17 protein-coding genes and 2 riboswitches are annotated in these 19,297 nt (G+C 41.4%); of the genes, 11 read left to right on the top strand and 6 right to left on the bottom strand.

What is annotated here, in order from left to right:
* Positions 1 to 3: 3 nt before the first annotated feature.
* The gene (locus ACGTNH_RS12615) at positions 4 to 1,128 is read right to left on the bottom strand and encodes a DUF2515 family protein (RefSeq protein ID WP_394587226.1); all 1,125 of its coding nucleotides are present in this window, start codon (positions 1,126 to 1,128) and stop codon (positions 4 to 6) included.
* Between the two features lie 234 nt (positions 1,129 to 1,362).
* Between ACGTNH_RS12615 and ACGTNH_RS12610 the strand changes: the two genes are divergently transcribed.
* Together ACGTNH_RS12610 and ACGTNH_RS12605 are read left to right on the top strand one after the other, a co-directional pair.
* Entirely contained in the window at positions 1,363 to 2,628 is a 1,266-nt protein-coding gene (locus tag ACGTNH_RS12610; protein WP_394587225.1) for an MFS transporter, read from the top strand.
* The gene (locus ACGTNH_RS12605) at positions 2,582 to 3,184 is read left to right on the top strand and encodes a TetR/AcrR family transcriptional regulator (protein ID WP_394587224.1); all 603 of its coding nucleotides are present in this window, start codon (positions 2,582 to 2,584) and stop codon (positions 3,182 to 3,184) included. Before ACGTNH_RS12610 ends, ACGTNH_RS12605 begins: the two co-directional genes overlap by 47 nt.
* Before the next feature lie 628 nt (positions 3,185 to 3,812).
* Here the strand turns inward: ACGTNH_RS12605 and ACGTNH_RS12600 are convergent.
* Positions 3,813 to 5,372: an ABC-F family ATP-binding cassette domain-containing protein gene (locus tag ACGTNH_RS12600; protein WP_394587222.1), complete on the bottom strand. Its 1,560-nt coding sequence runs from the start codon at positions 5,370 to 5,372 to the stop codon at positions 3,813 to 3,815.
* A 197-nt stretch (positions 5,373 to 5,569) separates the two neighbouring features.
* Between ACGTNH_RS12600 and ACGTNH_RS12595 the strand changes: the two genes are divergently transcribed.
* The 3 genes from ACGTNH_RS12595 (at position 5,570) to ACGTNH_RS12585 (ending at position 7,282) form a co-directional block, all read left to right on the top strand.
* A complete protein-coding gene (locus ACGTNH_RS12595; protein ID WP_394587221.1) occupies positions 5,570 to 5,725 on the top strand; it encodes a DUF1540 domain-containing protein in 156 nt (51 codons plus the stop codon).
* A 336-nt stretch (positions 5,726 to 6,061) separates the two neighbouring features.
* Positions 6,062 to 6,721 carry an HAD family hydrolase gene (locus tag ACGTNH_RS12590; RefSeq protein WP_394587219.1) on the top strand — a complete coding sequence of 220 codons (660 nt, stop codon included), beginning with the start codon at positions 6,062 to 6,064 and terminating at the stop codon, positions 6,719 to 6,721.
* A 54-nt stretch (positions 6,722 to 6,775) separates the two neighbouring features.
* The gene (locus ACGTNH_RS12585) at positions 6,776 to 7,282 is read left to right on the top strand and encodes a hypothetical protein (protein ID WP_394587217.1); all 507 of its coding nucleotides are present in this window, start codon (positions 6,776 to 6,778) and stop codon (positions 7,280 to 7,282) included.
* Between the two features lie 85 nt (positions 7,283 to 7,367).
* Here ACGTNH_RS12585 and ACGTNH_RS12580 read toward each other — a convergent pair whose 3' ends face one another.
* The gene (locus tag ACGTNH_RS12580; RefSeq protein WP_394587216.1) at positions 7,368 to 8,015 is read right to left on the bottom strand and encodes a YczE/YyaS/YitT family protein; all 648 of its coding nucleotides are present in this window, start codon (positions 8,013 to 8,015) and stop codon (positions 7,368 to 7,370) included.
* A 224-nt stretch (positions 8,016 to 8,239) separates the two neighbouring features.
* Positions 8,240 to 8,344: riboswitch (SAM riboswitch) on the top strand.
* A 71-nt stretch (positions 8,345 to 8,415) separates the two neighbouring features.
* Here ACGTNH_RS12580 and ACGTNH_RS12575 point away from each other — a divergent pair.
* On the top strand, positions 8,416 to 9,714 hold the full coding sequence (locus ACGTNH_RS12575; RefSeq protein WP_394587215.1) for a Na+/H+ antiporter NhaC family protein: 1,299 nt from the start codon (positions 8,416 to 8,418) through the stop codon (positions 9,712 to 9,714).
* A 452-nt stretch (positions 9,715 to 10,166) separates the two neighbouring features.
* Here ACGTNH_RS12575 and ACGTNH_RS12570 read toward each other — a convergent pair whose 3' ends face one another.
* The 3 genes from ACGTNH_RS12570 to ACGTNH_RS12560 form a co-directional block, all read right to left on the bottom strand.
* The gene (locus tag ACGTNH_RS12570; protein ID WP_394587213.1) at positions 10,167 to 10,727 is read right to left on the bottom strand and encodes a hypothetical protein; all 561 of its coding nucleotides are present in this window, start codon (positions 10,725 to 10,727) and stop codon (positions 10,167 to 10,169) included.
* A gap of 189 nt (positions 10,728 to 10,916) precedes the next feature.
* Complete coding sequence (metC, locus tag ACGTNH_RS12565; RefSeq protein WP_394587212.1) at positions 10,917 to 12,098, bottom strand: cystathionine beta-lyase; 1,182 nt, start codon at positions 12,096 to 12,098, stop codon at positions 10,917 to 10,919.
* A complete protein-coding gene (locus ACGTNH_RS12560; RefSeq protein WP_394587210.1) occupies positions 12,091 to 13,215 on the bottom strand; it encodes a methionine biosynthesis PLP-dependent protein in 1,125 nt (374 codons plus the stop codon). The genes metC and ACGTNH_RS12560 overlap by 8 nt, the downstream gene beginning before the upstream one ends.
* Before the next feature lie 73 nt (positions 13,216 to 13,288).
* Positions 13,289 to 13,399: riboswitch (SAM riboswitch) on the bottom strand.
* 403 nt (positions 13,400 to 13,802) lie between these two features.
* Here ACGTNH_RS12560 and ACGTNH_RS12555 point away from each other — a divergent pair.
* From ACGTNH_RS12555 to ilvN, 5 genes are all read left to right on the top strand, one after another.
* Positions 13,803 to 14,177 carry a PH domain-containing protein gene (locus ACGTNH_RS12555; RefSeq protein WP_394587209.1) on the top strand — a complete coding sequence of 125 codons (375 nt, stop codon included), beginning with the start codon at positions 13,803 to 13,805 and terminating at the stop codon, positions 14,175 to 14,177.
* 160 nt (positions 14,178 to 14,337) lie between these two features.
* The gene (locus ACGTNH_RS12550; protein ID WP_394587208.1) at positions 14,338 to 15,267 is read left to right on the top strand and encodes an AEC family transporter; all 930 of its coding nucleotides are present in this window, start codon (positions 14,338 to 14,340) and stop codon (positions 15,265 to 15,267) included.
* Between the two features lie 515 nt (positions 15,268 to 15,782).
* Positions 15,783 to 16,688 carry a branched-chain-amino-acid transaminase gene (ilvE, locus tag ACGTNH_RS12545; protein WP_394587207.1) on the top strand — a complete coding sequence of 302 codons (906 nt, stop codon included), beginning with the start codon at positions 15,783 to 15,785 and terminating at the stop codon, positions 16,686 to 16,688.
* 366 nt (positions 16,689 to 17,054) lie between these two features.
* The gene (ilvB, locus tag ACGTNH_RS12540) at positions 17,055 to 18,770 is read left to right on the top strand and encodes a biosynthetic-type acetolactate synthase large subunit (protein WP_394587206.1); all 1,716 of its coding nucleotides are present in this window, start codon (positions 17,055 to 17,057) and stop codon (positions 18,768 to 18,770) included.
* Positions 18,767 to 19,288, top strand: a complete 522-nt coding sequence (ilvN, locus tag ACGTNH_RS12535) for an acetolactate synthase small subunit (protein WP_188376313.1) — start codon at positions 18,767 to 18,769, stop codon at positions 19,286 to 19,288. Before ilvB ends, ilvN begins: the two co-directional genes overlap by 4 nt.
* Positions 19,289 to 19,297: the final 9 nt, after the last annotated feature.

The raw sequence follows: 19,297 nt of genomic DNA, 5'->3' as shown, positions 1-19,297 counted from the left end.
AGATCATTTTTTATGGAAAAATGTATTTTTTGTAAAAGCAGCCATCTCCAGCTCTTCAATCGTCTCGCAATACGTCTTCTCAATATCACCGCTTAGTTGTTTAATCGGTTGTTTCACGAAATGAAACATCTTCTTATTAGGGTACCAATCACCCGGCTCAGCTTTGTTGTGCTCCCAATCCTTCCAAACAGAAGGGAGGGAAGGACTATAGATACGTGAGGCTTTTACTTGCAGTGAACATGGGCTGCTTTTTAATTCATGCACTTGTCCGGGGGTGGATTCTTTCACATCATTAAAAAGGTCGGGCCAGTAATCTTTACGTGAACCTGTATGAGGGTTTGTCTCGGCCCACTTGACGGTCTGAGTCAGCCTACTTTGAACTGAAAAAAGTAAATCGTATAATCCTTTCCCTAAAGTAATTCGGTCTTCCACTGATGAAAAGTGATGTACCGTTCCACCAACCAGTTTTGTTTTTTGCTGCAGAGGAGTAGTGTATGGTATAAGGATGTGATTGAAGTCTAAAACGTCCTGCAGTTTAAACATGATCGTATCGAGCACTTTATTTTTGTAGTGTGTATTATGGATCACCCGTTTTTCAATATACTGCTGCTCATTTATGATTAGAGCAATGGTCAACTCTTCTTTCCGTTCATTAGACCACATATTCTCCCAGAAAGGCTTCATAAACTTAGAAATGTTAAGCGGGTCGAGCAAGTGGAAGAGTGGACGCTTCTGTTTCTTGCTTTCTTCATATAACAGTAATTGAGGATAAGCATCCTGAAAGATGAGCCAATTGCCCCGTTCTAAGAAAGCGAAGAAGTCGACTTGTTCTTGGTCGGTTAACAACTTTGGTAAATACTCTCCTTTGAGATCAGTCATATTCCATCCGGCATTACGTGAGACGAGGTGAGCCAGCAGTGCCCAATGGACTTCAGGATGGTTTTGATAAAAGTTGAAATAAGCCTGGGTTCTCGTAATATTATTTTGATTATTTGCCGCTGCAGCTTTTCGAATACGTTCAATGATGTTTAATTCATCTTGAGGAAGCGTGGGACGGCCAGGGGTGTTCAATGACTGGGTGATGCTTCTTTTTAATTGTTTAATATGTTTTCTCGTTCGTTTGAGCAAGGTGGAAGACCTCCTTTCACGTATTTCCTATAAATAGTATATGGGGGAATTTACCTTATCATGTTTTTTGGTAAAATAATGTAATCGTTAGTTTTTACATATAGCTTAGTTGTTATACAGGCATGGTTTGACCATTTAGGTTTGATTACTTTTAAAAGAAACATTTGCAAAACGACGGTAGTGTCGTTATAATAATAAAAACGACATTGGTGTCTTTATGGGGGCGGTACGGGGATGAAGTTAAGTAAAAATAGGGGATATGTAACGTTAATGACTGCGCAGGTGATTTCAAGCCTCGGGGACTGGCTGAGTATTGTAGCCATCATTACGCTGGTAGGTTTAAAGTGGGAAGCTACACCAATGCAAGTCTCACTCGTTTTTTTATGTCTGGCGTTACCTATGGCTCTGCTTGGTCCCGCAGCAGGCACAGTTGCAGATCGAATGAACCGGAAACTGCTGATGATGATGTCAGATCTCGTGAGGGCTGGGCTGTTTCTAGTGCTTGCTTTTGCGGAAACATTGTGGCTCGTTTATTTATGTTTGTTTACTATAGGCGCATTTTCAGCTGTTTTTGTTCCAGCGAAAAATGGTAAGTTAAAAGAGCTGGTAGCACCTGAGCACATGAAAAGTGCGATGTCGGTCACTTCGATGATTGATTCTAGTACAAAGGTTATGGGGCCTCTTCTCAGCGGTTTATTAGTAGCGGCTTTTGGGGCGAAAATCGTTTTTTTTATTGATTCAGCTTCTTTTTTTCTCTCCGCCATATTTATTTTTCTACTGCCAAAATCTTTGGAAACTTTAAATGAAGAACAAGGGGAAGAAGGTCATCGGTTCACTTTTAAACACGAGTTCCTCACAGGACTTTCTTTTATCCAACGAGACTCCTTTATCGTGATGGGCTTAGCCTTTTTAGGAGTCAGTTTATTGATTTTACAATTAGCCGATTCACAAATTATTATTCTCATTCGCGATCTGTCCACCGCCTCTCCAGATTTATTCGGCTACATTGTTACAGCGTCAGGGCTCGGGATGTTCCTTGCAGGGTGGCGGCTGGCGAAAAAAACGGATTATCGAGCGTTTCCTAATATGTTAGCCGGTGTAAGCGGGTTGGGAATCAGTTTTGCCATGATGGGCGTTTGTACTTATTTTGACGTTGCCTTTTCTATCTTATGGGGTCCTTTGTTTGGCTTGACCGGAGGGTTTGCGGCCAGTCATATTTTTGTTCCTTTTCAGGCAACCGTTCAAGTTGAAACACCTGTTCACATGACAGGGAGAGTGTTCGGCGTGATAAATAGCGTAATGACAATAGCTACAATTATTGGTCCTTTACTTGGGGGATGGCTCGCTAGTCAGTTTGGAGCGGTCCCAACTTTTATCGTCACGGCCTCAATTCTCGTTCTTATTTCGTTCACAGGGTATTTAGCGAAAAATAAAGTAGAAAGGGGAAGAGTCCATGGCACCGAAAGTCAGCCAGGAACACCTGGAGCAACGACGAGCTGATATTTTAGCAGCAGCCAAAAAGGTGTTTAGCAGGCAAGGATATACCATAACCACAATGAAAGATATTATGGAGGAAGCGAAAGTCAGCAGGGGCGGTCTTTATCAGTATTTTTCGAGCAAAGAAGATCTATACGAAGCTTTATTAAACGAGGAAGTAAGTGATACGTCCCTAAAACTAGAAGATGAGGAATCATATTGGGATTTACTGCTGACGTACTTATTTGGAGAAGATCGGGTGCCCGATAATCAAATGGATCCGCTTGCTCCTAGTAATTTAGAGTTTTTTATTACCGGGAGAAATGATGAGCGACGAAGAAAATTCGGTCAGCAGCGCTATGCTTCCGGGATTACTCTTTATGCGAATATCTTTGAGGCGGGACAGAAAAGCGGGGAGTTCAGTGATCGATACGACAGCGAAACGTTAGCTCGTTCACTTATTGCTCATATTGACGGTCTGGCTCTCGATCATGCTATATTACCCGCTTCAGATTTAAAGTTGAAAGAGCAATCTGAAATGCTCGTTGAATTTTTGAAACTGGCACTTAAAATTGATTAAAAAGACTGCTCTAAAAAAGAGAGGCTATTAAAACACCTCCCTTTTATTTAATGGAATTGTTGACGCTTGCCGCGGGCACGGCCTCAGCTAACCTGGTCAAGAAATTCACTTGACTAAGTGGATCTTTGACTCGAGCATAGACCCGGATATGAGGATTCCTCCTTCGGGTCTCAAAGGCATCCAACTCAACGCGCAATGGCGAGTTTCACAGCTAATGTGAAACGAATCCTAAAACTAATTAAGGAATAGAGGGTACAGGTTTCTTGGAATTAAAAGAAGAGGCTGGGACATAAGTAAAGCTTTTATTTCAAAAAACGAATGATAAAAGCTGAATCGTGTAAGCGCAGATCATTAGCGCAGTCAAAACACGCTAGACTCCTGTAGGAACAGCGGCCGCAGGAAAGCGCTCTTTGCTTTCCGAGGAAGCTGAGGCCGTGCCCACGGAAAGGGAAGTGTTTTGAAGGAGCGAGGGTAAAATCCTTTCCTAGCAGATAAATAATCCGAACTGATTTCCATAAAATCGTTCGGATTATATTATGCCTTACTCAGTTATCTCCCAGCTTCTTTTGTAATCTGCCTCTCATAAATCTTCAGTATTTCGTGGCCTCCTTAAAAGAGGCAGTCTTTTTTATTGAAATACTTTAGTGGTCCAGCTTTCACAGTTCCATACATCTGTAACGATGTCCTGATAAAATTCAGGTTCATGGGAAATGAGAAGAACACTGCCTTTGTATTCTTTTAAGGCACGCTTCAGTTCAGCTTTCGCATCCACATCTAAGTGGTTAGTCGGCTCATCAAGCACAAGTAAGTTCGTTTCTTTATTAATAAGCTTACAGAGGCGGACCTTTGCTTTTTCACCGCCGCTCAGTACTTGCACTTTACTTTCGATATGCTTCTTAGTGAGTCCGCATTTTGCTAAAGACCCACGTACTTCCTGCTGGGTAAAGTGACGAAATTCTTCCCAGATTTCTTCAATACACGTGCGGTTAGATTCTTCTTTTAATTCCTGTTCAAAATAACCAATGTGAAGGTGTTCTCCTAATTCTACGGCTCCTGAAACCGGCTGAATTTCACCCAGGATGCTCTTTAGTAAGGTGGTTTTCCCAATCCCGTTGGCACCTGATAAAGCAATTTTCTCCCCTCGTTCCATGGCTAAATTTAATGGTTTTGATAAAGGTTCACCATAACCAATAACCAGATCGTTCGTTTCAAATAGATATTTACCAGGCGTTCGTGCCTGCTTAAAGCGGAATGATGGTTTTGGTTTTTCAGAATCAAGTTCAATGATGTCCATTTTATCAAGTTTTTTCTGGCGGGACATTGCCATTCGGCTCGTTGCCGCGTTCGCTTTATTACGAGCGACGAAGTCTTTTAAGTTCGCTATTTCTTTCTGTTGTTTCTTAAATGCTGCTTCTTTCTGCTGCTTTTTCATTTCATACACACGCAAAAACTCGTCATAATCGCCTGGATAACGTGTGAGTTCCTGATTTTCCACATGATATATCAAATTGACGACACTGTTTAAAAACGGAATGTCGTGAGAAACAAGAATAAATGCATGTTCATACGCAATTAAATAGTTACGCAGCCAATCAATATGCTTGACATCTAAATAGTTGGTCGGCTCATCCAGCAGTAGGATATCAGGCTTCTCTAGAAGAAGCTTAGCTAATAAAACTTTCGTTCGCTGCCCTCCGCTCAAATCGTGCACATCACGGTCGAGACCGATTTCATCCAGTCCAAGGCCATTAGCTACTTCGTCGACTTTGGCATCAATTGTATAAAAGTCATTGTTCGTTAAAGCCTCCTGAAGGCGTCCTGTTTCTTCAAGTAATTCTTCCAACTCTTCAGGACCTGCTTCTCCCATTTTAGCAAAAAGACTATTCATCTCTTGTTCCATATCAAATAAATATTGAAAGGCTGTGCGCAGTGCATCACGCATCGTCATGCCCTGTTTTAAATCAGCATGCTGATCTAAATAACCTATTCTTGAGTGTTTCGCCCAAGAAACCGCACCTGCATCCGGCTCTAATTGACCGGTTATAATATTCATAAACGTAGACTTACCTTCACCATTGGCTCCAATAAGTCCAATATGTTCACCTTGAAGCAAACGAAATGATACGTCATCAAAAATCGCACGGTCGCCAAACCCGTGACTTAACTTATTCACTGTGAGTAAACTCATGATATACACCTATTCCTTCGTAAAATTCTGCTTCTCCCATTATAAAGGGGAAGGCAGAGACAATAAAGCCTTTTGTTGATAAAATAAGGGTGAAGGAAATTGTTTGGAGATTGTATAGTCCGTGAATTACCAAAATCAATTCTGCATGAATTTACTTCCCGCTGTGAAAAATAACAGCGAGGGAGGTGGCAATACCGATGGCTAAAGACGTCTTGTGCGAAGTGAATAACTGTAAGTACTGGAGCAAAGGCAACAAATGTACGGCTGAAGCAATTTATGTAGTCAGTCATGCCGGGGATCAAGCGACGAAGAAAGAGGAGACTGATTGTAAAACTTTTGATCCGGAAATATAGGTTGCTCAGGGTAGTCGCTAGTCGGCTGCCCGTTTATCGTCGCCAATGATTCTGAGCAGATTACAAGGGGGAAGGTAGTTAGGAAGTCGTGCGGGACATAAACAAAAAGAATTGGTAGCTAAGCACATATAAGATCGCTGTTAAGACGGGACAGACGAAAAAACTATCCATTGATTCTGAGGATATAAGAAATAAAACATTAGAGTTGTTCGAATAAGAAGAAGACCCTGCATATTGTAAAAAATATGGATCTGTTATAGAAATGCACAATCATTACATCATTTTAAAGGGATCGTTCATTTTACGTAGAATTATTCAAGATAAGGAGGAGTTTATTTGATAAAAGCTGTGCTTTTCGATTTAGATGGGACATTGTTAGACAGGGATCAATCCTTAATAGCGTTCGCAAAGTCACAGTACCGAAAATACAGACAGCTGTGCCATATTGGTGAGAAAAAATACATAAACCGATTGGTTGAATTAGATGAAAAAGGATATGTCCCTAAGGAAGTGGTTTACCCTAAGCTGGTAGAAGAGCTTCATATTCGTGGGTTAAGGGCGGAAGAGCTTATCAAAGACTATTTTAGTTACTTTCACGAGTCCTGTATTGCTTTTCCGAACGTAAATAAGGTATTAAAAGGTCTTAAAGAAAGTGACTTTCAGCTTGGCATCATTACTAATGGAAGAGACCCTTTTCAACTTGATAACTTGCAGGCTTTAAAAATTGACCACTATTTTGATGTTATTCTTATATCTGAAAAAGAAAGGCTGAAAAAACCGGATCCGCAAATTTTTCACCGTGCATTAAAGCAGTTGAACGCTAGAGCGGAAGATAGTCTTTTTGTTGGTGATCACCCTGAAAATGATGTCAAGGCTGCTATCCAGGCAGGCATGCAGGGGGTATGGAAAAAAGAAGACTATTGGGGAAACGTAAAGGTTGAACATTCCATAGGGAAAATAGAGGAACTTCCTGTCATGATTGAACAGACGTTTTAATTGAAGGAGCCTTTTCGTTTGAACAATAAACCGTTAAAGAAAAGAGGTTTCAAAATGATTACATACATACCCCCGAAAAGCGTCTCTTCTACAAGGGAAATGGCCATTCAAAAAGGGAAATATATAATCGGTTACATGAGCCGGTATTTTCAGGATTGGGAAAGTTTAACAGCATCTCGTGAACATAAAGAAGTGAATCTCGAGGTCCTAAGTGAAGAAACGAATCAAGAATATACGATCCAGCAAGTATCCGGAGATCGGTTGCGAGGACTTGAGTGGACAATCTTTCAATGGGGAAAACCAATCGGAAAAATTGGGGCATCAAATGGTTCATCTAAGAAACACAGAATTATAGCAGAACTCTTAGACCACGAACCGATTAAGGTTGAAGCTACCTGGAAGAAGACAGGTCGGATTAATAAAAAGGGCTCCACTGTTATTAAAGGTTTTTTTCAACATAAAGTGCAAATAGAATCAATGCAAGAATTAAAAAGCTTAGACGCAGCTCTGCTGGCCAGCATAGTACATATATTTTGGAGCTCGAATGCAGAAGGTAAATAAAGGGCAGCAGGTACCGAAAAGCTGTAAAAGAGCGAAGTGTCAGGGGTGAGTCTCGGTGCCTGCTCCCCGGTAAGCGTGCCGGTTGTTAAGAGATGTGAGCTTTTCGTTTTTTAATGGATCCTTCTGTCATAGACTCATCCACTTTAGCAACATAAGGCATAAAGAAGTGGATGATCACACCGCTGAAGAGAGTAATGATAACAGTCCCTACTCCTATTGGCCCGCTAAAAAGAAAGGCTATCGCAGCAAGGACAACGCTCACTAATGCTCTCGATAGAGAAACATTTAAACCTGTCAGCTTTCTTACAACGAGCATCGTTCGATCAAATGGATTAGGTGCGAAATCGGCTTGCAAATTTATAGCAATTCCTAAGCCTGCAAAAAAGAGACCAAACAATAGACAGATCAACTGCATGACCGGGGATTCTGGCGCAATCCATCCTTCTGTAGAAAACACCCATACGTCAATGAAAAAGCCGGTAACGAGTGCTGTGATGATGGCAAAGTATTCAGGCTTTTTCTTTTCCGCGACTGCATTAAAAATGATTAACGTAAAGGCTACAACGACTTCCCAGCTGCCTATTGTAAGACCGAACGTACGAAATAATCCGACAAGAAGGGCATCAAACGGGGAAGTACCCAGGTGAGAATGAATGGTTAGCGCAATGCCGAACGTCATGATAATAATGCCCATCGTATAAAATAAGATTCGTTGTTTTGTACGAATACTCACTGAACAGCCCTCCTCTCAAATGTTATCGAACCACACTCCTTCTATCATAACCGCTGATCCCTCAATTTCCAATATATACAGTTTGAATTTATATTTAAAAAACATATTTAATATTGGCTGAAAAGTGTGAATAGTAGTACTATGTCCATTTGCGCATCTAACCCTTGTCACATTCCTTGCTTTCTTGTAAAGTAGGTCTAGATTTTAAATGAATATCGTTGATTTTCTTATCAAGAGAAGCGGAGGAACCTGGTCCTACGATGCTTCAGCAACCACTGAAAATTCAGTAAGGTGCTAAGTCCAGCAAGTGTTAACTTGGTAGATGAGAAGGGTATTAAAAGAGCCTTCTCCTAAGTGAAGGCTCTTTTTTTGGATTAACGAAAGACAAGGAGGAATTTGAATGGATCAAGATATAAAAGCCAATCCGCTCGCACTTATTCCATTTGGCGTGTTTATTATTCTATTTATAGGCTCTGGCATTATTACCGGGGATTTTTATCAAATGCCGGTACTAGTCGCGGTCTTTGCCGCCATTCTAGTCGGCTTAATGATGAATAAGAAAACGGATTTTCAAACAAAAGTGACGCAGCTGACTGAAGGAGGAGGCCACCCGAATATTATTTTAATGGTCGTTATCTTCCTGCTTGCCGGGGCCTTTGCTTCAGTAGCTGAAGGGGTGGGTGCAGTAGATTCAACTGTTAATTTAGGATTAAGTATTCTTCCTGAAAATTTACTGCTCGTCGGTTTGTTTATTATTTGCTGCTTTATTTCGATCTCAATGGGTACATCAACAGGAACAATAGCCGCACTGGCTCCCATTGGCCTCGGTGTAGCCGATCAAACAGATATTGGACTTGCATTAACGATGGGGGCCATTGTGAGCGGCTCTATGTTTGGAGATAACTTATCGATTATTTCAGATACCACCATAGCTGCCGTCCGCACTCAGGGCACGCAGATGAAAGATAAATTTAAAGCGAACTTTTTTATCGTTTTACCTGCTGCCATAGTCACGGCTGTTATTTTTAGTATATTAACAGCAAATGCGGCCTCGGTTATGGGTGAAGATACAAGCTTTCAGTTGATAAAAGTTCTTCCGTACATTGGGGTCCTCGTTTTCGCCGTTGCCGGAATTAATGTCATATTCGTGCTCATCGGCGGGATCATCTTTGCAGGCGTAGTTGGATTATCGTTAGGTGACATTGCCCTGGGAGAATACGTTACCCTTATAGGTGATGGATTTGCGAACATGCAAGAGCTGGCGATGCTGGCTATCTTATTAGGTGGTCTCGTGGAGCTAATTCGAAGAAACGGAGGCATTGCCTTCTTGATTCAGATGATCAGCCGAAAGATCTCCTCTTATAAAGGTGGAGAACTTGGTATTGCGGGCCTCGTCAGCCTCGTGAACTTTTCGACTGCTAATAACACAATTTCTATTATTACTGCTGGACCTTTAGCCAGGCAAATGGCTGAACGCTTTGACATCGATTCCCGCCGTTCCGCAAGTTTACTTGATATTTTTGCTAGTGCTGTGCAGGGGGTTATTCCATATGGCGCTCAGCTGCTAGCTGTTGCAGGGGTAGCAGGGATATCCCCGGTTGCGATTACACCTTATTGTTTTTATCCGATGTTGATCGCGCTGGCAGGGCTTCTTGCCATTGTCTTTGGATTTCCAAAGTTTACGGTAAAAGGGAGATAAATAAGTCGCTAAAGAAGAGAAGAAAAAATCTCAAATAATGGCTTTAAAGACGCCGAGACATAAGTAAAGGGGCCGGTTTTAATCGACCAGGCGTCAACCTCGAACGCTTATCGTGGCACCAACAGAGAACCATCTAAACCTATATGTTCAAATATCTGCTCCTAAGAACCATCTATACGTTGTTCTGGCTAAGACGATATAAGAGTGAAATGAAGAACAGTAAACAGAACCAAACAAGGTGCGATTTTACAACTAATGTGAAACGATTCGTTAAACTTATGAAGTGCCGCTTTTTACATTCTATCTTTCATGGACTTAGTTTTTTAGTGACTTCATGTATTTTGACGGAGCAATGGTAAAGTCCATTCTTCACACATAAATAATCCGAACTGATTTCAATAAAATCGTTCGGATTATTTTATGCTTTATTCAGTTTTATCCCAGCCTTTATCCTACTCATATGATGCTTTTGACAGAGGAAGTTCTTTAAATTCTTCTTTACTTCGAACAATACTAAATACATAATTCCGCAGCTCAATTAGCTTCTGTGCATCATGAGTAGGTTCACAGTAAGCTCCTGAAACAGAATGCGTGATCGTTTCTCCCTCTATAATAATTCTCCATATGTCCTCTTCGTGTGGTTCCTGCGTACAAATTGTTTCGCTCACTTGTTCAGGGGTCAATTTTTTCTTTTCTACTATATTCATTTCTTTCATTTTTTCATAAATTTTATCGTTTTCCTTAGGTGAAAAGGCTATATCTGCTGTGACTGCACCTTCGGCTATTAAATCCTTGGTTACTTGATCTTCAAACGAGTTCACTTCATTTTTATAGTTCACTCCGAATTGCACAGAAAATCCAAAGTCATCGGGCTTCTGTTCTGGCATCATATGCTTAATGAACCCGATTTCTTTTGTGGAAGAGTGAAGGCCTACATTGGAATCTATTTGTGTTGCGTCACAACCATCTAAGAGTAAAACGAATGAGATTATAATGAACCATTTTTTAAACAAAAAGTCACCTCACTCACTATTGTTTAGTAAATAATTACAAATTAACTTTAGCATAGGTAAGATCTCCTGGGGGAGGTAATTGGTGTAAGCGGAAAATTAAATCGAGTCAGAAGGGAAGTACATTACATCTTTAGGGTCAAAAAAGCTTGTAGAAAAACCCGAGGTTCTCTACAAGCTAAAAGTCTTTTATTATTGAGCTTTAGATACTTCTTGTTGAGCACTGACATACTCCAATCCATTCTCAAAATCCCGGATTAAATCATCTGGATTTTCCAGTCCTACAGATAGGCGCAGCAGCCCCCCTGTAATGCCGCGCTTTAACCGCTCATGTTCAGGCATTGCCGCGTGGGACATTTTTGCCGGATAGGATAGAATTGATTCCACGGCTCCTAAGCTTACAGCAAACACAGGCAATTCGATATGCTGGCTGAATGTACGGACGGCCGCTTCGTCTTTTAACCGAAACGATAAGACCGCTCCTGCTCCGCTTGACTGATAGGCATGGATAGAGGATCCAGGGTGCGAACTGAATCCAGGATAGTAAACTTCCTCTATAAGCGGGTGTCCAGCCAAGTAGGTTGCAATTACTTCAGCAGACTCGGATGACTGTTTCAAGCGGCAGTCTAGTGTCTTTAATCCCCGTAACACTAGCCAGCAATCATGCGCTCCCAGGATGGAACCAAAGGAATTTTGCAAAAAGCCTAGCTGTGCTTCAATTTCCGGATGGTTGGTTGCGGCTAGTCCAGCTACTACGTCACTGTGTCCCGCGATAAACTTCGTTGCACTGTGCAGGACAAGATCCGCACCTAACTCAAGCGGTTGTTGTAGAGCAGGAGTCATAAATGTATTATCAACAAAAGTCAGGCAGTCGTTGGCTTTCGCAAGCTTACTTACAGCTTGAATATCGGTGATATTTAATAAAGGATTGGAAGGTGTTTCAATATACAATACCTTTGTATTCGGTTGTATAGCAGTTGCTACCTCGTGAAGATCTGTCATATTAACAAACGTATGCTCAATGCCAAAACGACCTAAAACATCATGAATCATTCGAAATGTACCGCCATATACGTCTTCTGAAATAACAACGTGATCGCCTTTTGATAGAAGCATGAAAGAGGTTGAAATGGCTGCCATTCCTGAAGCAAATGCAAACCCGCGTGTACCGCCTTCTAGATTAGCAATCGTATCTTCTAACGCTTCCCTTGTAGGATTTCCGGAACGACTATAGTCATAGATACCCGGGTTATCAAAGTCAGCCTGATGGAACGTGGAAGCTTGCTGAATCGGCACACTTACCGCCCCGGTTTCCCGGTCAAATTTGTGATCATTGTGAAGCAGACGAGTTTGAAACGTGTGATGATTAGTCATGGTAAATTTCCTCCTTTTTTAAGCTGGCCAGTGCTTGTTCTAAATCCGTTTTTAAGTCATCGACATGTTCAATTCCTACTGAAAAACGTAACAACCGATTACATACCCCGTAGCGCTGACGTGTCTCTTCTGGTATATCAGCGTGTGTTTGCGTGGTTGGGTAAGTGATGAAGCTCTCTACGCCTCCAAGGCTTTCAGCGAACGTAATGACTTCTAACTTTCGTAAAAATGGATCGACACAATACTCAGATTTCAGTCTGAACGAAAGCATGCCGCCGCGTCCCGGGTAAAAGACGTCCGTTATATCTTCATGCTCTTTTAAAAACGCTACGAGGAAAGCAGCATTCTTCTCGTGTTTTTCCATTCTTATAGATAACGTCTTCATTCCTCTCATAAGCAGCCATGAATCAAAGGGTGATAGTACGGCCCCGGCCGTATTCTGAAAATAACCTATCTTTTCACTCAATTCTTCATTTTTAGCAACCACTAGACCAGCGAGGACATCGTTATGGCCGCCTAAGTACTTCGTGGCGCTGTGAATGATGATGTCGGCACCTTCAGTAATTGGCTGTTGAAGGAGTGGAGTATAAAGCGTATTATCAACAAGCAGTAAAACATCATGTTTTTTAGCAATGATCGAAATAGCCGGTATATCTGCTGTGTGCATGAGTGGATTCGTAGGCGATTCAATGTAGAGCGCCTTCGTTTGCTCCGTTATGTAGTTTTCAATTTGTGAGAGCCGCTTACTGTCACAATAGATGAATTTCAGGCCATATTGATTGGAGAGATAGTCGAAGAATCGGTAACTTCCACCGTAAACGTCTTCTGAAACGACAATTTCATCCCCTGTTTTGAAAATGGATAAGGCCCCTTGAATGGCCGCCATACCTGAGCTGAAAGCGAAGGCTGCATTTCCTTTTTCTAGATCTGCTACGGATTGTTCAAGAAGCGTACGTGTTGGATTGCCTGTTCTTGTATAGTCAAAGCCAGTGGACTCCCCAAGCCCTGGATGTTCATAGGCGGTGGAAAAGTGAACAGGTGCGTTAATTGCTCCTGAAGCATCCCCGTTATTTTTTCCTGTATGAACTAATTTTGTTTCTGCTTTTCTACCACACATGATCATTCCCCGTTTCGTTGAAAAATAAAAAAAGCCTTCTTATAAGAAGAAGACTTTGTTGTTTAAATCCTTCTTCTTATCTTCCAAGTTGACGAATCAACTTGCTGGAGTTAGCACCTTACTGGTCGTACCAGTGGTTGCTGAGGCTTCGACGGGCCAGTCCCTCTGCCTCTCGTGATAAGAAATCAATATTCGTTATTTAATTCTTTCACCCTAATGTACACTACAGATAAAGGTTTGACAAGGGTATAAATAGAATTTTGCGAATTTTATATAGAAATTGAATCAATATAAACCTATATAGAAGGATATGTTACTGGATTAGAAAGTTATGAATAAATTTTGCCTTTTGAGGAAAGTTGATAATTATTGCAGGGTAATGATTAAACGGTAAGTGTATCTTATAAATAAGGAAAAGAAACAAAAATCCGATTGCTACTTCTTGCACAAGTTGTCAGGGACTATGCAGAATTGTTCATAGCAGTTAAAAACCAATCGAAAATTATCCGAAATGAAACCATTCTAATTGTAAAAATAATGGAGTTATATATAATAGGAAGAAACTCGGATTTTAAGGAGGAAATATTTTGGGATTTTTAGACGGTCTTATGGGCAATGCCAGTGAAGTGGATAAAGAAAAACTGAGCAAGGAATTAAAGCACGTTTTAATTAATGACGAAATAGTAGAAAGCGGATATAAGGTAATAAGGGACTCATTCATTTTCACAAACAAACGATTAATTCTAGTAGACAAACAGGGAATGACAGGTAAGAAAGTCGAGTACCACAGTATCCCTTATAAAACCATTACACACTTCAGTACAGAGACGGCGGGCAGCTTCGACCTTGATTCTGAATTAAAAATTTGGCTTTCAGGTCAGTCCGCTCCGATCGAAAAACTGTTTAAAAAAGACAGTCCGATTGAAGACGTACAGCGTACGCTTGCTCAATATGTACTGTAATAATGAGCTTTAAGAATAGAGTAGTCCCTTTCAATTGCTGAAAGGGAAGTTTAATAAAAGCTTGCGTCTAATATGGCGTAAGCTTTTTCTAGTTTCTACTATTGTAAGGCACTCCTCATTTTGTTCCTTCATACATTGGAAGGAGGGAGGGGGGATGTGTATGGCAGTGACTGAATTATTTACCCTTTATGTCATAGGGTTGAGCGGCTTTGTATCAAAGAGAGCAGGTTGGCTGCCACAGCAAACGGAACAAGTACTAGCTCCGCTGGTCTTAAATATTACCCTTCCTTGTTTGATCTTAGCTTCCATGAACTTCTCTGAGGAATTACATATTTTTGGGGATTTTTTCATGCTGATTCTGCTCTCCGGCTATGCTCTTCTCACAGCTTATCTACTTTCACTAAGTATTAAGAAACGAACAAAAGTTGGGGAGTCAAGAGGAGTTGTGTATCAGTCTTTAATGTTGTTTGGAAATCAAGGCTTTATCGGTTATGCGGTGTGTTATGCCTTATTCCGTGAGCAAGGCATAATGTATGCGGCAATTTTCAATTTATTATATTTACTTTTAATATGGATATATGGTATTTATCTCTTTGTCGGGAGAAAAAATTCCTTTCGTTTGAGAGAAGTGTTTTTTAACCCCGGTATTCTAGCTACTGTATTCGGTGTGCTGATTATGATTACACCTGTTCAACTTCCGAACATAGTGGAGGGAGTGCTTACCTATTTAGGAAGGCCCACTATTCCTTTGTCAATGCTAATGATTGGGAGTATTCTTGCAGACTTAAAATGGCAGGAATTCACCCAGGTATGCAAAAACTTGCATACCTGGGTGGTCGTATTTGTAAGATTGCTAATAATTCCATTATGTCTGCTCCCATTTACCCTCCTGTCTATCCCTACAGTTTTAACAGCTGTGGCTCTTCTTATTACAGCTGCTCCTTCCGCACCTACCGTTTTTCTTTATGCTCAAAAATATGGGGGAGATGTTTCCTTTGCAGCGATCGGTGTGGCTTTAACAACAATTATATCGATTATAACTCTTCCTTTTTTATATTTTCTTCATCAGTTCCTCGTATCTGCTTTATAGGAAACTCAATCGGTTTCTATAACTTCTACTCAGTCTTTTAGAATGGTTAACCATAATAGGGTTCCAGGGTGCACGTTTGTTCTAGTCAACTTTTATCATAGGCGTGCTGCCAGTCAGTTTCATTTTTTCGAGACCATTTTAAAAATAGGCTCGAAATAGGCGGTTTTATAGGTTCTTTGCGACATTAAACATTCATTTTTCAGATAAAAAAGAAAAAAAGAAAAAGTGCAACTAAGCAGAAAACTCAAGTATAGCCTGTATGAAAACGCTTTCCAAGTTAACTCAATAATCGAACTAGTCAGAAAACTTCACAAAAACCTGTTGACCTTTTTCTGAAATGGCGTTAAAGTAGTCCTCAATCAACTACATCGCATCCGAAACCAATGGCCGCGCAAGTTGATTCATGTGGAAGATTGACCTTTTGACCTGAACGTGCAGGAGTGCATGCCTGCACGGGGTCACCCTTAAACTAATATGTATGTTAAACCAAATCTAAAAAGAAAGGAGTGCTTTAAATGAGCAGCCAGTGGATTTACTTAAGCGGAGAATACGTTGATAAAAGTGAGGCCGTAGTAAGCGTCTATGATCATGGTTTCTTATATGGCGACGGAGTGTTCGAAGGCATTCGTGTTTACGAAGGCAACATCTTTAAACTAGACGAACACTTAAAACGCCTCTACGATTCAGCTAAATCAATCATGCTTCACATCCCATACGAAAAGGAGGAATTGGAGCAGATTATTGCTGAAACAGTCCGCAAAAATCAGCTGGAAACGGCTTATATCCGTGTCGTTGTATCTAGAGGATCAGGCAACTTAGGTTTAGACCCGTCCAGCTGTGCAAATCCGCGCGTGGTTGTCATTGCTGAAGCACTTGCTTTATTTCCTAAAGAATTATATGAACGCGGCGTTCGTCTCGCTTCTGTATCGAGCAGAAGGAACAGACCAGACGTACTGCCACCACAAGTGAAATCTTTAAACTATCTCAATAATATCTTAGTGAAACTAGAAGCAAACCAGGCAGGCGTAGACGAAGCACTTATGCTGAATGATCAAGGCTATGTGACAGAAGGCTCAGCAGACAACATTTTTATTGTGAAAAACGGGACCATTTATACACCTCCTGTTTATTTAGGAGCTTTAGAAGGAATTACACGCAACGCTATCATTGATCTTGCTGAAGAACATGGTTATAAAGTGAAACAGGAACCATTTACAAGACATGATGTATATGTAGCTGATGAAGTATTCTTAACAGGAACTGCAGCCGAAGTTATTGCAGTTGTAGAAGTAGATCAGCGTAAAGTAGGCGATGGAAGCCCAGGCGCTGTGACGAACCACTTATTATCCGAGTTTAGAAAAATTACGACGACCGACGGCTACCAGGTTTATTCTACAAAAGGAAAAGCTCAGGTCAGCTGATCATTCATACAATTGAATCTGTGAACTCTACGACAGGAATAAAGGAATAAGTTCAGGCATTTACAGAGAGCCGGGGTTGCTGGAAGCCCGGAAATGCTCCTTATCTCCGACATCATCCTTGAGTGTCCCGACTGAACGAGAAATCAAGTAGGTGGGATCAGGTGTCCCTAAGATCACACCTGTTATCAAAATGGAGATTACTATTTTAGTAAGCTCCCTGAGGCGTACAGTTTTGTGCGCAAATGAGGGTGGTACCGTGGAATAACCAAGACCTTTTCACCCCTCCGTTCTTTCTACAAGTGTCTATTTGTAGAGGAATTGAGGATGAAAAGGTCTTTTTATATGTAATTTAGGAGGGATTAAAAAATGAAGGCTGAAGCAGCTCAAAAAGTTAAGACAGCGCCACGTACGGGAGCCGATTTGTTGGTAGATTCATTAATCGAACAGGGTGTTGACACTTTATTTGGGTATCCAGGAGGAGCGGTTCTCCCAATCTATGATGCCATTTATCGTGCTGAAGGATCATTTGATCATGTACTTCCACGTCACGAACAAGGAGCGATTCACGCAGCTGAAGGTTATGCGAGAGTGTCAGGACGACCGGGGGTAGTTATTGGAACCTCTGGCCCGGGAGCTACAAACCTAATCACAGGAATCGCAGATGCGATGATGGACTCTCTGCCTGTTGTTATTTTCACAGGTCAAGTGGCAAAAGGTGTGATTGGGACAGATGCTTTTCAGGAGTCAGACGTAATGGGAATTACAACGCCAATTACGAAGCACAATTATCAAGTACAGCAAATAGAAGAGCTGCCCCGAGTTGTGAAGGAAGCTTTTCATATTGCGACAACCGGACGTCCTGGACCCGTTGTTGTCGATATCCCTAAAGATATATCATCTACGGTGCATGAAAAAGAAGTAGAATCCACCTTTCATTTACCGGGGTATCAGCCAACGGTTCATCCTAATCCATTGCAGATTAATAAATTACACGAAGCAATGCTTCAAGCGAAAAAACCGGTGATTTTGGCCGGAGCCGGCATTATTCACTCCAAAGGCTCAGAAGAATTGCAGCGTTTCGCTAAGAATTACAACATTCCCGTTGTGACGACATTGCTTGGACTTGGAAGCTTTCCAGGAAGTGATGAACTTTCCTTGGGAATGGGCGGAATGCACGGAACGTATTCAGCTAATATGGCTTTATACGAGTGTGATTTACTCATCAATATTGGGGCACGATTTGATGACCGTTTAACGGGAAACTTAGAGCATTTTGCTCCGAACGCAAAAGTGGCTCACGTTGATATCGATCCAGCTGAAATTGGTAAAAACGTGCCGACTACAATTCCGATTGTATCGGATGCGAAAGCAGCACTTGAAGCTCTTAACAAACGAAGTATTTCTCAGCTTGACCATCAAGAGTGGCTGGATAAGACAAATGAAAACAAAGCACAATATCCGCTTTGGCATGATGATTACGAAGATAAGATTTCACCTCAATGGCTGATGAAAAAAGTGCATGCTTATACGCAAGGAAAATCTATCGTAACGACTGATGTCGGCCAGCACCAAATGTGGGCTGCACAGTATTATAGCTTCCATCAGCCGAACAAATGGGTAACATCAGGCGGGCTTGGCACAATGGGATTCGGTTTTCCAGCAGCGATCGGTGCGCAGCTTGCCTCCCCTGAGGCCAGCGTAGTAGCCATTGTAGGCGATGGTGGTTTTCAGATGACGATGCAGGAGCTTTCATTACTGCAGGAAAGAAATCTTCCTGTGAAAATAGTGATCGTGAACAATGAAGCCCTGGGAATGGTAAGGCAATGGCAGGAGAAGTTTTATGAAGAGCGTTACTCTCACTCTCTTGCTCAGTCACAGCCGAATTTCGTTAAATTAGCAGAAAGTTATGATATCCCTGGCTACAAGATTGAAACAAAAGAAGATTTAGAGAAGGTTTTACCAGATGTATTGAATAACGATCACCCGGCTGTCATAGACTGCCGCGTGATGCAGCTGGAAAATGTGTATCCAATGATTGCACCTGGCAAAGGACTTCATGAAATGATTGGGGTGACTCGATGAAACGTATAGTTACTGCTACCGTTCATAACCGCAGCGGGGTGTTAAACAGAGTGACAGGGCTGCTCTCTAAACGTCAGTTCAATATCGAGAGTATCTCTGTCGGCCGTACGGAAACCGAAGGCGTTTCAAAGATGACGTTCGTTGTAGAAGTAGAAGATGAGCGGAAATTAGAACAGCTGACGAAGCAGCTAAATAAACAGATTGATGTTTTAAAAGTATCCGACATTACAGATAAAGCGATTGTTGCTCGGGAACTGGCGATGGTGAAAGTGCTCAGCAACCCGCAAATCCGCAGTGAAATTCAAGGGATTATTGAACCATTTAGAGCAACCATTATCGATGTGAGCCGTGAAAGTATGACGGTTCAAGTGACAGGAAATTCGGATAAGGTAGATGCATTGATTGATCTGCTTAGACCATATGGCATAAAAGAGCTTGCAAGAACAGGTCTGACAGCCTTTACAAGAGGGCATCAGCCGCAAGTAGCCGAAATCAAATCTTATTCACTACTAAAATAATTTATTAAC

It is taken from the genome of Halobacillus sp. B23F22_1, assembly GCF_043497005.1.
Classification (GTDB): domain Bacteria; phylum Bacillota; class Bacilli; order Bacillales; family Halobacillaceae; genus Halobacillus_A.
This window is presented reverse-complemented; position numbering and strand designations above follow the sequence as displayed.